We start from the raw sequence: 13237 nt of genomic DNA on the forward strand, positions 1-13237 counted from the left end.
ATGCAGCATATTCGACGCAACTACACGAAAACGACGACTTCAGCCGGCATCGCACTGGCGAGTTGGACGCTTGCGCTGACCGCATCTGGCAACGCGTTCGCGCAGAGCAACGTGACCTTGCAGGGCGTCATCGATAGCGGGGTGACCTACGTAAACAACCAGCATGGTGGCGCGGCCACACTTTTCGACAGTGGGATCTTGACCCCGACCACGCTGACCTTGAAAGGCAGCGAGGACCTGGGGGAGGGCAACAAAGCGTTATTCGAGCTGACGACGCAATTCGATTCTGGCAGCGGCGCGACTGTTCCGGGTGCCGGGCAGATATTTAACCGCACCGCCCTGGTCGGGCTTGCGAATGACCGACTCGGCTCACTGACTTTCGGCAACCAGTACGATTTTATGTTCGAAACGCTATCGCTTGGTCAGTATGATGGAGCGTTGCTGTTCGGCGGTCTCTATGATTTCCGTCAGGGTCCGTTCGCCGCGCTAGGCGTACCAGGCAATCCTACCGGCTCGTTCGATTTCGACCGCATGGCGGGTGGCACACGTGTGCCGAATGCGGTCAAATATCGCAGCCCGGAAATCTCTGGCCTTACTTTCGGTGTGCTATATGGATTCGGTGGTGTGCCCGGGTCTTTTTCGGCCGACTCGACCACCAGCTTTGGTGCGAACTATGCGAGCGGCCCCCTGGGCTTGGGTGCGGCGTATGTCGAAGTCAAATACCCACAACTGGGCAACGGTCACGACGGGATACGTAATTTCGGCTTTGGCGCACACTACAAGTTCGCGCGCGTCCTTGCGATGCTGCTTTACACTAATACCAAAAATACGGCGAGCGCCGCAAAGATCGATGTTTATAAGGGGGGTGTATTGTGGAGCATTTCAGGGCCGTGGGCATTGGGCCTCGACTACCAGTACATGAAAGGGAATGAGGTTCTGCAGGACAACCGCGCGCAGCAGGTCGCGACTGCGCTGCAATACAATTTTTCGAAGCGCACAACCGCCTACGCCGAGGTTGTCTTTCAGCGGGCGAGTGGTGACGCCGCTGTGACTCGGGCCTGGATTAATGGCTTGCTGCAGCCAGATGGCGCAGCAAGCAACCGTTCGCAGACACTCGCGCGCGTCGGTTTGCAGACCAAATTTTGACGCCGGCTGGGTTGTCATGCAAATTCAAACGGCGGCCCGGAAACTGCCGGATATCCAAATTGCATAACAACCCGCAAGATTTGTGTCCTCGTGTTTTTGTAAGAGCGGCTCTCCCTAAACGAAAGACTCGCGCCAACGGCATGAACCTCCCTGCGTAGACGCAACCGGTGCCAATGTGTTCCTGATCCGCTCCTCGACGCGGACAGCCGGATTTTGCGCGTAACTGGGGGTCTCTCTGAACCCGCGCATTCTTTGAGGGCCACCAGGCGCGAATCTCATCGTTGCGCGAGCAGTGATCCCTTAACGACGTTGAAGAGATTCAAGCGAGCCAACACTACATCGGAGATCTGGGTTGCAAAAATGGAAAAAACCAATGATTAGTTGCGCGGGCGATTTTCGAGTCGATTCCATTTTCAGCGAGAGATATCATGGGTAAGGTCGTACGCTGGGGGATCTATCTCGCGGGGCAGTTTGTCGGCTTGACGTGAAGATTTTGGCAAGGATAGTCTGGTTTCAGTTTCGGATAATTCCGCTTTGACTCGTTAGTTTTCCTGATGAGGCCAAACTTTGAATTATTTTTCACATCGACGTTTGCCGAACTTGTGCCCTGCGTGGAAAGCAGCGTCGAGGCCGCCGCATCGCTCTGTCTACTGGACGGCGAACCCTCTGCACGGGAAAATAATGTGAACAATCCCCAGAAAAAGCAAAAGACCATAAATTTGATGTACATAACAACTCCTTATGTGGTGTTGAGAGAAACCTGAAAAACGCACTTTGAAGATAATCCACCACTGCGTTTCGATTCTCAGCTAATCGCGGATACTAGCTTTCGACGTTCAATTCAAAGGTTTGAAGGCTCGAACAGCGTTGTGAATTTCGCCGTGATCGTTCTCGATTCCCGTTAGCGTTAGCCCGGCCACTATCGCGATGACTGTCTTTAAATTCAGATCAGCCGCTTCGTGCGTCTCAAGCAGATGCCGGAAGAACAAAATCGGGCTCTCGTCAGGAATACGCCTGTCCCAGCTATCCACTTAAGCAAGATGCACAGGAAACACTGACTGCTATGCTGCCGACTATGTCGTGGCGCACTTTATCTAGTCAAGGCCATGCATGGCGAGATCACGGTATTGCAGGAATCAATGAAGAACTGCGATTTCGATAGCTTACTTCCGGCCTTTCGGGTTGCCGATTGGATAGCTTGAGGTTGCCAAGGGAAAAACGTTCCGCTGAGTGGATAAAAACAGAAATGAACCGCGCCACCTTTGTTTTAAGAAACACATCTTATCCTCGATTTCAGAATATGCGTGGTGCTGGCAACGCAAGGTACCCTTGCTAAAACTCAAGCTGCCGACGCAGACTTTCTCCGGCCAACGGCATATCGCGTAAACGCTTTCCGCTCGCATCGAATAACGCATTGCCGAGCGCGCCCGCAGTCGGCCCCATCGAAGCTTCCGCAGCGCCTAGAAAAGGCGCCCCTGGACGATCGATCAAATGGACGTTCACGGTGCGTGGCACGGCGGAGAACCGCATGATCGGATAACTGCTCCAGTCGAAGCTGCGGATTCGCGTCTTGTCGAACTTCAGTTCTTCGTACAACGTCCAGCTCGCCGATTGAAGGACGCCGCCTTCGATCTGATTGCGAATGCCATCGGGATTGACGATTTGCCCAGAGTCCACCGCGACTTCGGCGTGCTCGAGAATCACCTGGCCGGTCTCCGGTACGACGGTAATCTCGACGGCTATAGCAACATAAGCCATTAGGTTCTTGTATTTGCCGAACGCGAAGCCGACGCCATGATTGGCCTTGCGAGGCGCTCGCGGCCAACCGAACATGTCGGCAGCAAGTTTGATGACGTCGCGTGCACGCGAATCCTGCATGTGCTTCATCCGGAACGCAACTGGATCGGCGCCGGCGGCAGCGCTCAACTCATCCATGAATGTTTCAATCGTGAAGACATTCATGTGCGCGCCGAGTGAGCGCATTGCCGATGTGTTCAGCGGCATGGTCGGCGAAAAATTGTTCATGACGTGCATGTTTGGCAGCGCGTACAGCGGAATCGCGTTACGGTCGCCGCCGCCCTCGGGTTGCACCATCGGCACCGAAGGCGATGACACGAACGGTTGCGCCAGCATCTGTGCCGGAATGAGCCGCCCGGCATTCACGATTCGCTCGTTGTGCGAACTGCTCCACAACGCATAATTCCAGTCGACGATGGCGCCGCCCGCGTCGAGTGAAGCACTGATCTCGGTGACCATGGCGGGCGTGTAGTGGTCCCACGTGTTCTCCTGTTCGCGCATCCATTGCACGCGAACCGGTTGCCCGTCCATCTCGCGCGCGATCAGCGCGGCGTGCGCGGCGACGTCGTCCGCCCCGTTGTGGCCGTAGCATCCCGATCCTTCGACGTGGACGCAGCGCACCTTGTCTTTGGGCAGTGAGAGCATTTCAGCGAGCCCGTCGCGCAGCGGATAGACCCCTTGCGAATGGGTCCAGACGGTCAGGGCGCCGTCCTTGAACAGCGCGACCGAGCAGGACGGTCCGATCGAGCCGTGCAGCATGTAACGCTTGCTGTATTTCGCGTTGAGCGTTTTGACCGGCGTGCCTGCCACGTTGTGCGTGTTGGCGATCTCGATGTGTTCGGTGGCGATCACCTTCAGATCGCGATGCACGGTGGCCGGGTCGGGCAGCGCGCGCCCAGCGCTCCATTTGCTTCCGGCTGCGAGCGCGCGTTGCGCCTGTACCGCTTGCCATTCACCTTTGGCAACCACGGCGAGCATGCTGCCGTTCCTGATCACCTTGACGACACCCGGCATTTTCAGAATCTCGGGTGTGTTGGTGTCCAACAGCTTCGCTTCATAGACGGGCGGCATCACGACGCGCGCGTGCAGCATGCCCGGCATCGTCATGTCCTGAACATAGCTCAGGCTACCGGTCACCTTGCCCGGAATATCCAGCCTCGGCAATGAGGTGCCGATCATGCTGAACGTCGCGGGGTCTTTCAATGGCGAGACCGGCAATGCCACGCGATGCAGATCTGCTGCGCCGACAGCCTGGCCGTAGGTCATGGTGCGGCCGTCCGGCGCTTTGATGATTGCGTTACGCGCGCTCAGCACGCTGCTGCTGACGCGGAAGTATTGGGCCGCCGCGTCGATCAGCAGGCCCCGTACCTGAGCGGAAGCGTTCAACAGCGCGCTGCCGCTGTCGGCAATCGTATGGCTGCCGGCCGTCAGCCCCTCGTCCGGCGAAGCGCCCGTGTCGGCGGTCAGAAACGTGATCAGCGAAGGCGCCATGTCCAGTTCTTCGGCCGCGATCTGCAACAGCGCAGTGCGCACGCCCGTGCCCAGTTCCACCTTGCCGGTGTAGACGGTCACCTTGCCCGCCGGATCTATCTTGATCCATGCATCGAGATACGGGTTGGTCTTCAGGCTGCCGGCCAGCGCTTCGGTCGCTTTGGCGACGTGCACCGCGGCGCCTTCGTCCGCGATCACTTCCTGCGCCATCGCCTTCACGCCGGGCAACAGACTGAAGCTCACGACGAGCGCGCCGGACATCATGAAGCGGCGCCGTCCGCCGTTGAAGTCGTCGTCTTTGACAATCATGGCGTGACTCCGTGGCTTGCCGCACTTGGCGGCGCGCCGGACGCGACATCGTGTGAGGGTAGATGCGCGACTTCGCGGATTGCGGCAAGGATGCGCGTATGGGTGCCACACCGGCAGAGGTTCGGCTCCATTTGATCGAGCAACTCCCGCTCGGTCGGGCGCGGATTGCGATCGAGTAGCGCCTGCGCGCGCATGATCATGCCGGCGATGCAGTACCCGCACTGGGCGGCTTGATGGTCGATAAACGACTTCTGCAGGGGGCCGGGATGCTCGGGCGTGCCGAGACTCTCAATCGTGCGAACGGCACGCGTGCCGATCGACGCCACGGGGATCAGACACGAGAACACGGCCTTGTCGCCCACGATGACCGTGCACGCGCCGCATTGTCCGAGTCCACAGCCGAACTTCGCGCCATGCAGTTGCAGGTCGTTGCGCAGCGCGTAAAGCAGCGGCGTCGACGGATCGATATCGAGTGTGTGCTGCACGCCATTGACGGTAAGGTTGATCATCGCGCGTCGTTCTCCTTTCTGACTTTGGCGACCGTATCTCCGACGTCCGTCCATGGGCCACGCTGCGAATACGCCGCGCGAATGTAGGAGGCCAGATCCGCGATCTGCTGGTCGCTATAGACTTCGCTGAAGGCCGGCATGTAGTTCATGCTGTCCTCGCCGTACCAGCCGTTGCCGCTTAGGATCATCTGGGCCGAGTTGCGTGGCGTCGCTGCATTGACGGCGGTACTGAAGGCCAATGTGGGGCGCTCGCCGATCGACTGCATCGGGGCGGCAGCGCCGTGACACTGCGCACACGACGCCGCGAACAGCAGTGCGCCGCGCTGTGCCTCCGGCGAGGTCGCGCCTTGCACCGATGCGTCCGCGGAGACGTTCGCGATAGCCGTTTGCGGCTTCTGAATCGACAGGATGTAGGTGGCAATCGCCTGCACGTCTTTTTCAGGGGCGGTGGCGAGATCGCGCGTAACGGGCAGCATTGGTCCAACCGCGGCGCCGTGTTCGCTGGCGCGGCCGCTGCGCAGATACGCCACGAGTTGCTCTTGGGTCCACGGTTTCGGTGCCGCGCCGAGTGCGTTGAGCGCGGGCGCTTCCCAACCGTCGACGATACCGCCGTCGAATGCGTGTCCCGACTTTTCACCGCCGATCATATTGAGCGGCGAATGACACGATGCACAGTGCCCGAGGCCATCCACCAGCAGCTTGCCGCGATTCCACCCGGCATCTTTCGACGCGTCCTCCTGCTGCTCGCCCGGGCGCAGGAACAATGCGTTCCAGAAAGCTAGCAACGGACGGAAGTTCAGCGGGAAGATCAACTCATTGGCCGGCGCGGTCGCGCTGACCGGTTCGCGGGTCATCAGATACGCATAGGCGGCCGACATGTCGCGATCGGACATCCGTGTAAAGTGAATATACGGAAACGCGGGATACAACAGATGCCCGTCGCGGGCGACGCCATGACGCACCGCGCGCGTGAACGCTTCGAGCGACCAGTTGCCGATACCGGTTTCAACATCGGGCGTGATATTGGTCGCGTAGATCGTGCCGAACGGCGTGGCGAGCGGCAGGCCACCCGCGAACGGTTTGCCGCCCTTCGCGGTATGACACACGATGCAGTCGCCGAGCGCCACGACGCGCGCGCCCGCGAGCCTCGTCTGCGAATCGAACGACGACGCCGCCGGAGGACTAACCGGTGCAATAGCGGGCTTCCACATCAACAGCAGCGCGCCGATCAGCGCGGCCACGACGACCACCCCGCCCAGCGTCAGCAGTCTAGACTTGCGAGTCATTCGCGCACCTGTCACTGAAGTCTTGAATCGAAATATTCGTGCGTTTCTCGGCGTGCGCGCAGTCGAGGAGATGCGTCATACCTGAGCAGTTCTGGCAGGTACGTTCTGGCCGGCGCTGTCGTCGAACGGGTAGTCAATATAGCCAGCATCGCCGCCGCCGTACCAGCCGGTCGACTTGGGCGACGCAAGCGCAGCTTGGGTTGCGATGCGCTCGACGAGATCAGGGTTGGCGATGAATTTGCGAGCGAACGCCACCAAGTCGGCATCGCCATGACCTATCAAGTCGTCGGCCTGGTCGATGGAAATGCCGCCGTTGACCATCAAGGTGCCAGAGTACGCCTTGCGCATGCGTTCGATGATGCGCGGCAGATCCGGCGCGCCGCTCCAGCCGTTCGAGTCCGCCGCATGGATGTAGGCGACACCGAATTCGCCGAGCATCTTGCCGACGTAGTCGTAGGTGCCGTCCGGGTCCATATCGCGTACGTTGTTGTAGTGCGCATACGGCGAGAGGCGCACGCCGACCCGGTCCAGCGGCACTACCGACCCGATCTCTGTGAGCATGTCGCGTAGGAAGTTGGCGCGGTTCGCGATCGAGCCGCCATACCGGTCGTCCCGCGTATTCGTGGTCGAAGACAGGAATTGATGCGGCAAATAGCCGTTTGCCGCATGAATTTCCACGCCATCAAACCCTGCGGCGATCGCGTTGACCGCGCCTTGCTTGAACGCACCAATCGTGAGATTCACTTCGTCGAGCGACATCGCACGCGACGATGTGGCATGAATCCGGGTGTAGTGGCCATTTTGCAATTGAGCCCACACCTGCAAGTGTTCGAGGTCATCATTCACGCCGGAAGGGGAGAGCGGCGCCTCGCCGCCGAGCAGTGCGAACGAGCTGACGCGTCCCCCATGCCACAACTGCATGAAGATGCGACCGCCGACTGCGTGGACTGTGCGCGTGATGTGACGCCAGCCGTCTATCTGCTCGAGCGTCATGATGCCTGGCGTGAGTTCGAAAGCCGCCGAAGCGGAACTGACATTCGTGGCCTCGGTGATGATCAGTCCCGCTGATGCACGCTGCGCATAGTACTCCGCCATCATTTCCGTCGGGCGGCCGCGCAACGGTGCGCGCGAGCGGGTCATGGGCGCCATCACCACACGGTTCGGCAAGCGCAATCCATGCAAGTCGTAGCCGTCGAGCAAAGGTGAAAGAGATGACATCATGGTTCCTTTCAAACGATTGACCGTCTGAAACCGCGTGACGATGCTGTTGAGCCTATCGCACACGTCACGAAAAATTCCTGAAGCCACGCTTAATTGTTATGAAATCGGACGGCCTGCCGTCTGGCCGCCCGCATGAAAAGTGATCGTCAAGCGTTGCGTGCGGCGTAGGGCCGGCCGATCGCGATATAGTGAGCCAATGCGATGACCGGGAAGACCGTGGCGATAGTCGCGATTAGCGGCCAGCCGCCATGCTCGTAGAGCGGGCTGGCAAGTGCCGAACCGAATGCACCGCCGACGAAGATGCTGGTCATATAGAGCGCGTTCAAACGGTTTCTGCTGGCTGCGTGCAATGCATAGATTTCGCGTTGGCCGAGCACCATGTTCATCTGCACGGCGAAGTCAAGCACGATGCCGGTCGCGATGAGTCCGAACACACCCCACGCCGGATGAATCAACGTGGGTGCAAAGGCGAGGGCGCCTACCACGAGTGCGATCAGCGTCGCGCTCACCGTATGGCCCGCGTCGGCCAAACGTCCAGCTATCGGCGCCGAGGTGGCCCCGATAGCACCGATCAGTGCGAAGATCGCGATAGCGTTCTGCGAAAGCTCGAACCGCCGCGTCAACTCGATGGGGATCGCGGTCCAAAAGAGGCTGAACGAAGCGAACATCAGGGCCTGATACAACGAGCGGTGACGCAGTATCGGCATGGTGCGGACCAAATCGCCGAGCGAGCCAATCAGTTTGGAGTAGGTGGCCTTGTGATCCGGCTGGCGGCGCGGAATGGTCAACGCGAGCACGCTCGTGACGACGGCCATCAGCACCGACGCGGAACCAAACACGACGCGCCAGCCGAAAGTCCCGGCCACCACGCTGGAGATCGGTCGGGAGAGAAGAATGCCGAGCAGCAGCCCGCTCATGATTGTGCCGACCACTTTGCCGCGCGACTCGTCCGGCGCAAGATGCGCGGCGAGCGGGATCAGAATCTGCACGGCGACCGAACTGAAGCCGATCAGCAGCGAGATCGCCAGAAACCAGCCCGGTTGATGCACAAACGTCGCGGCGGCGAGACTCGCGATCGATACGAGCGCGGTGGTGATCATCAGCTTGCGGTTCTCCAGCAGGTCGCCCAACGGGACCAGGAAGAACAGGCCGAACGCATAGCCAATCTGCGTGAGTGACACGATCAGGCTGGCGGTGCCGCCGGACATGTGGATCGCCGGTGCGATCAATTCGGTGATCGGTTGCGCGTAGTACAGATTCGCGACAATGGCCCCGCAGCAGAACGCAAACAGCGCGATTAGTCCACGTGTCAATTTGACGGGGCTTGCGCCGCTCGTAGTCGTGGATGCTTGGGTTGACATGGCACCTCCCTGAAAGAAACGAAAAAATGTGCGCTCAGCGGGCGATGCTCATCAGTCGGTCGCCGAGTGAAATGCCCAGATCGGTCATCAGCCTGCCGCGTTGTAACTGCTGGTTTTCCCAACGCGTGAGTGCTGAATCGATCGTCACGCCGCCCGGCTGGTGGGATGACAACGCAAGCGCTAAGGCGTGGGCATTAGCCGCGGCCTTTGCGGTGCTGCCCGCCGTATGAGGACGCGGAACAGATGCGGCATCGCCGAGCAGCACCGCGCGGCCGAACACCATCCTCGGCGAGCGCAGGTCGACGATCGGCTGCATGAACGGATCTTCGGTGGCATCCACAAGCGCGCGAAACGTTGGCGCGAGCAGTGCCTGGGCGTCGCTACGCAGTGTTGCGATATCGGCGGTCTTGGTCGCGCCCGGCGGCAACGAAAATGCGCGTGCCATGCCGTGACGGTCAACCAGCAACTCGTTGAGCCTGTTACGGCTGTATTTGCGATACCACACCCAGTTCCAGCGACGTTCACCGGCTGCGGTCGAGTCGTGCTCGCCCGGAATCAGATAGGCGAGCGCGGAATGCTCCTGGCCTTGCTGGAAAGTGAACCGGTTACGCAGCGTGTTCGCTTCGCGCAGCGGCAAATCGTGTTCCTCTACTAGTCCGCGCCACGCGACGTAACCCGCATAGGCCGGGACCACCTCGGGGAGCAACCGCCGTCTGAGGGTGGAGCGGATGCCGTCGGCACCGATCAGCAAATCTGTCCGCTCGCTACGGCCACTCTCGAATTGCGCGACGATCTGCTCGCCCTCCATGCGGAAATTGATAAAGGTCTCGCCCGCATGCACGGACTTCGCGGGCAGCGCATCTTTCATTGCGCGGTACAGCAGGCTCCACGACGTCTGCATCTGCGGCATATAGAGTTGTTCGACGCGGTTGTCGTCGCGGTCCAGGTAGATGCGCTCACCTGAAGCCACGCCAGGCGGATCCGGCAACACGACGCCGGCGAAGTGGAGCGCATCCAGCACATCCGGCTGCAACACAATGCCGCCGCCGCGGCTGTCGAGTTGGTTCGACGACGTTTCGAACAGGTCGACCTGCCAGCCGGCCGCCCGCAAGGTCGTGGCCGTGAACAGTCCACCGAGTGAACCGCCGATTACGACCGCACGAGGGTGTTCAAGGGCGCTCATGCTGCCTTCCTTTGCGCGGCCGAACGCAGGGCGTGTCTAAAGACGGCGGGCGGCTGTGCGCCACTGATCGCATTGCCATCGATCACGACGGCGGGCACCGCTTGAACACCGAGCTTGTCCGCCCGGTCGCGCGCCACGTCGATCTCCGGATTGCCGGCCGCGGACAGCAGATACGCGCCCACTTCACCGGCATCGAGCGCGTGCTCGGCTGCGATCGCGACCAGCGTGTCGAGTGAACCGATATCGCGGCCTTCAGCGAAATAGGCGGTGTAGATGGCTCGATACAGCGCGGCAGTCGTGCGCGGCTCAGCGCGGCTTGGCGCAAGCTGCATCAGACGATGCGCAAGGCGCGTATTCGGGGTGCGCAGGACCTTGTCATAGTTGAATGGGGTGCCTGCCGCTAGACCGGCGGCCGTCATCTGTGCAGCCATGAGTTGCGAACGCGCCCAACTGCCGAACTTGTGGGTCCGATAGGCGCGCCGCTCCTGGCCTTCCACCGGCATCGACGGATTCAGCCCGAACGGCACATAGCGCATCGACACAGCCGCGTCGACGCCGGAGTCCGCCAGCGCCGCGGCAAGATTGCGTTGGCCGATCCAGCACCACGGACAACTAAAGTCGTAATGAATCTCGACTTGAATGGCTTGCATGTTGCACCCCTCACTAAGTAACGGATGCAGCTTATCCGTTGCGTTAAATTTAGAGAATCGGGTTAAAATGCAACCCCGCGTTGCAATATTCGCAACCAAAACGTCGCTGAGACCGAGCATGGACAAATTCCTCGCCGTCAAAACGTTGCTGGAAGTGGCTGACGCCGGTGGCTTTTCAAAGGCCGCACAACGTCTCGGGGTGGCCACCTCCTCGGTTACGCGCTTGATGGATGCACTGGAAGCCTCCCTTGGTACGGCGCTGCTGACCCGTACGCCCAGACAGGTCACCCTCACGGACGCCGGCATCGCATATGTCGAGCAGGTCGGCAAACTGCTCGACGATCTCGCCGAGGCGGACGAGAGCGTCTTCGACAGCGGCGCGTCGCCGGTCGGCTCGCTCAGAATCTCGGTGCCGTCCACCTACAGCCGCTTGCGGCTCGCACCGCACCTCGCGGCTTTCCTCTCGGAGAATCCGCGCGTCTTCCTGGATGTCGTCGTCGCCGATCACTTCGTCGACCTCGCGCTGGACCGGATCGACGTCGCGATCCGGATCGGCCGTCCGGACCGCGACGCCAACCTGATTGTCAAAAAGCTGGCCGACAATCCGCGCCACGTCGTTGCAAGCCACGACTACCTCGAACGGGCCGGCATCCCTGAGACTCCGCTGGCGCTCGATGCGCACGACTGTCTTCGCGTCGCGTACGGCGGCGGCTATCGCACGCGCCAGATCTGGACCTTCCGTCGCGAGCATGTGGAGCAGCGGGTCGAGGTGCGTGGTCATCTGCTGTCGAACAGTCTCGACATCCTGCTCGAGGCGGTGATGGCGGGACGCGGCATTGCGTTGCTGCCCGAATGGCAGGTCGCCACCGAAATTCGAGCGGGACGCCTGATGCGCCTGTTCGAACATTTCGACGCGAGGCCTCATCAAGGCGACGCTGTCGTCTACGCCGCGTATCTGTCCAATCGACGTCACTCCAGCAAAGTACGCGCACTGGTTCAGTTTCTCGAAACGCGACTTCTCGCATCGCTCGAAGGCTGAACGGCGACCTCCCACGTTTGACTGGCGTTCGCCCCTCTCGACGTGCGCGCGGGGGCATGTCGTGGCTTGTGCGGCCACTCCCTACAAGCCCGTACACCCCCTACACCACACGCCTTTACGCGACCCGTCCGGATTCGAACAGGAACCACACGCGTTGCTCCGCTTCGTCGATCCAGTTTTCAAGCACGCTCGCCGTGGCGACATCGCCGTACTCGTCGCATAGCGCATGCGTTGCGCGCATGTAGCCGGCGAGCGCCAGATTGTCCTCCCGCAACTCTGCGAGCATGTCGCCCGGTGTCACGAATTGTGCATCGTTGTCCAGAATGCGCTGCAGTCTGGTGATCTGGCCAGTCGAGTGCAGGGTCTTGCCGCCGAGCTTGCGCGCGCGTTCCGCGATTGGATCGGTCATCGCAAAGATCTGGTCGGACTGGTCATCGAGCAGCAGGTGATAGTCGCGGAAGTAGGGCCCCGACATGTGCCAATGGAAGTTCTTCGTTTTGAGATAAATCGCGAACACGTCGGCAAGCAGCGTCGTCAACGCCGCGGCAATGTCGCGCGTCGCGTCCGCGCTCAGGCTAGTCGGTGTTTTTAGCGACGCCGCGCGATGGGCTGCTGCTTTGAGTTCGTCTTTCATGGCGATTCCTTTTGAGTGACACTCGGGGCAATGGATGTTCCTTAATCCGGCAGAACAAGTGTAGGAACGCCGCGTACATTAAGTCACTGAGAAAATATGAATTCTTCTGAGAAGGGCGTCCACTAGGCATCGGTGGGGCTTTCCTGTTGTCATTTGCTTAAGAACTATTAAGGGTTTCCACAAGGACGCTGGGGAAGGCGGTTGATAGACTGAATCCCAGTTTTTCTCTCGCTTCAAGCGAGTGCGCGCGTCTCCCCGTGTTCACCAAACCTTAAGGATGTACAAAGCCATGGCAAATCCGAAACTCGAAGTCCTCACGCCTGCAAACTCGCAGATCATCTTCATCGACCAGCAGCCGCAAATGGCTTTCGGGGTCCAGTCCATCGACCGTCAAGTACTTAAGAACAACGTAGTAGGACTCGCGAAAGCAGCGCGGGTGTTTAACATTCCCACGACCATTACGACAGTCGAATCCGAGAGTTTTTCGGGCTATACGTATCCTGAATTGCTGGACGTGTTCCCGGATCACAAAGTGCTCGAACGCACGTCCATGAATTCGTGGGATGACCAGAAGGTTCGTGACTCGCTTGCCGCCAATGGTCGGAAAAAGG

General features: G+C 60.1%; 11 protein-coding genes. 3 read left to right on the forward strand and 8 right to left on the reverse strand.

The features are described from left to right. Nucleotides 1–1146: a porin gene (locus BSU04_RS26170; protein WP_089163296.1), complete on the forward strand. Its 1146-nt coding sequence runs from the start codon at nt 1–3 to the stop codon at nt 1144–1146. A gap of 1332 nt (nt 1147–2478) precedes the next feature. Here BSU04_RS26170 and BSU04_RS26175 read toward each other — a convergent pair. From BSU04_RS26175 to BSU04_RS26205, 7 genes are all read right to left on the reverse strand, one after another. After that, nucleotides 2479–4743 (reverse strand): xanthine dehydrogenase family protein molybdopterin-binding subunit, encoded by a 2265-nt coding sequence (locus BSU04_RS26175; RefSeq protein WP_089163297.1) that lies wholly within the window; start codon nt 4741–4743, stop codon nt 2479–2481. Beyond that, on the reverse strand, nt 4740–5252 hold the full coding sequence (locus tag BSU04_RS26180; protein WP_089163298.1) for a (2Fe-2S)-binding protein: 513 nt from the start codon (nt 5250–5252) through the stop codon (nt 4740–4742). Before BSU04_RS26180 ends, BSU04_RS26175 begins: the two co-directional genes overlap by 4 nt. After that, the gene (locus BSU04_RS26185; RefSeq protein ID WP_089163299.1) at nt 5249–6538 is read right to left on the reverse strand and encodes a c-type cytochrome; all 1290 of its coding nucleotides are present in this window, start codon (nt 6536–6538) and stop codon (nt 5249–5251) included. Before BSU04_RS26185 ends, BSU04_RS26180 begins: the two co-directional genes overlap by 4 nt. 75 nt (nt 6539–6613) lie before the next feature. Beyond that, nucleotides 6614–7756 (reverse strand): alkene reductase, encoded by a 1143-nt coding sequence (locus tag BSU04_RS26190; protein ID WP_089163307.1) that lies wholly within the window; start codon nt 7754–7756, stop codon nt 6614–6616. Between the two features lie 149 nt (nt 7757–7905). Continuing rightward, the gene (locus tag BSU04_RS26195) at nt 7906–9120 is read right to left on the reverse strand and encodes an MFS transporter (RefSeq protein WP_089163300.1); all 1215 of its coding nucleotides are present in this window, start codon (nt 9118–9120) and stop codon (nt 7906–7908) included. Between the two features lie 34 nt (nt 9121–9154). Further along, a complete protein-coding gene (locus BSU04_RS26200) occupies nt 9155–10303 on the reverse strand; it encodes an FAD binding domain-containing protein (protein ID WP_089163301.1) in 1149 nt (382 codons plus the stop codon). Next, nucleotides 10300–10953 (reverse strand): DsbA family oxidoreductase, encoded by a 654-nt coding sequence (locus BSU04_RS26205; RefSeq protein ID WP_089163302.1) that lies wholly within the window; start codon nt 10951–10953, stop codon nt 10300–10302. The genes BSU04_RS26200 and BSU04_RS26205 overlap by 4 nt, the downstream gene beginning before the upstream one ends. A gap of 118 nt (nt 10954–11071) precedes the next feature. On the opposite strand from BSU04_RS26205, the gene BSU04_RS26210 reads away from it, so the two are divergent. Next, complete coding sequence (locus BSU04_RS26210) at nt 11072–11992, forward strand: LysR family transcriptional regulator (RefSeq protein ID WP_089163303.1); 921 nt, start codon at nt 11072–11074, stop codon at nt 11990–11992. Between the two features lie 115 nt (nt 11993–12107). On the opposite strand, the gene BSU04_RS26215 is transcribed toward BSU04_RS26210, so the two are convergent. After that, the gene (locus tag BSU04_RS26215) at nt 12108–12626 is read right to left on the reverse strand and encodes a Dps family protein (RefSeq protein WP_089163304.1); all 519 of its coding nucleotides are present in this window, start codon (nt 12624–12626) and stop codon (nt 12108–12110) included. A gap of 289 nt (nt 12627–12915) precedes the next feature. Here BSU04_RS26215 and BSU04_RS26220 point away from each other — a divergent pair. Further along, the coding region (locus BSU04_RS26220) for an isochorismatase family protein (RefSeq protein ID WP_144021363.1) at nt 12916–13237 on the forward strand (322 nt) is incomplete at its 3' end.

This window comes from Caballeronia sordidicola (assembly GCF_002220365.1).
Taxonomy (GTDB): Bacteria; Pseudomonadota; Gammaproteobacteria; order Burkholderiales; family Burkholderiaceae; genus Caballeronia; species Caballeronia sordidicola_C.

What these genes read in the sequence shown, in the direction of transcription:
- BSU04_RS26175 (WP_089163297.1), bottom strand. Translation starts at nt 4,743, where the DNA reads ATGATTGTCAAAGACGACGACTTCAACGGCGGACGGCGCCGCTTCATG.
- BSU04_RS26180 (WP_089163298.1), bottom strand. Translation starts at nt 5,252, where the DNA reads ATGATCAACCTTACCGTCAATGGCGTGCAGCACACACTCGATATCGAT.
- BSU04_RS26205 (WP_089163302.1), bottom strand. Translation starts at nt 10,953, where the DNA reads ATGCAAGCCATTCAAGTCGAGATTCATTACGACTTTAGTTGTCCGTGG.
- BSU04_RS26185 (WP_089163299.1), bottom strand. Translation starts at nt 6,538, where the DNA reads ATGACTCGCAAGTCTAGACTGCTGACGCTGGGCGGGGTGGTCGTCGTG.
- BSU04_RS26170 (WP_089163296.1), top strand. Translation starts at nt 1, where the DNA reads ATGCAGCATATTCGACGCAACTACACGAAAACGACGACTTCAGCCGGC.
- BSU04_RS26210 (WP_089163303.1), top strand. Translation starts at nt 11,072, where the DNA reads ATGGACAAATTCCTCGCCGTCAAAACGTTGCTGGAAGTGGCTGACGCC.
- BSU04_RS26200 (WP_089163301.1), bottom strand. Translation starts at nt 10,303, where the DNA reads ATGAGCGCCCTTGAACACCCTCGTGCGGTCGTAATCGGCGGTTCACTC.
- BSU04_RS26195 (WP_089163300.1), bottom strand. Translation starts at nt 9,120, where the DNA reads ATGTCAACCCAAGCATCCACGACTACGAGCGGCGCAAGCCCCGTCAAA.
- BSU04_RS26190 (WP_089163307.1), bottom strand. Translation starts at nt 7,756, where the DNA reads ATGTCATCTCTTTCACCTTTGCTCGACGGCTACGACTTGCATGGATTG.
- BSU04_RS26215 (WP_089163304.1), bottom strand. Translation starts at nt 12,626, where the DNA reads ATGAAAGACGAACTCAAAGCAGCAGCCCATCGCGCGGCGTCGCTAAAA.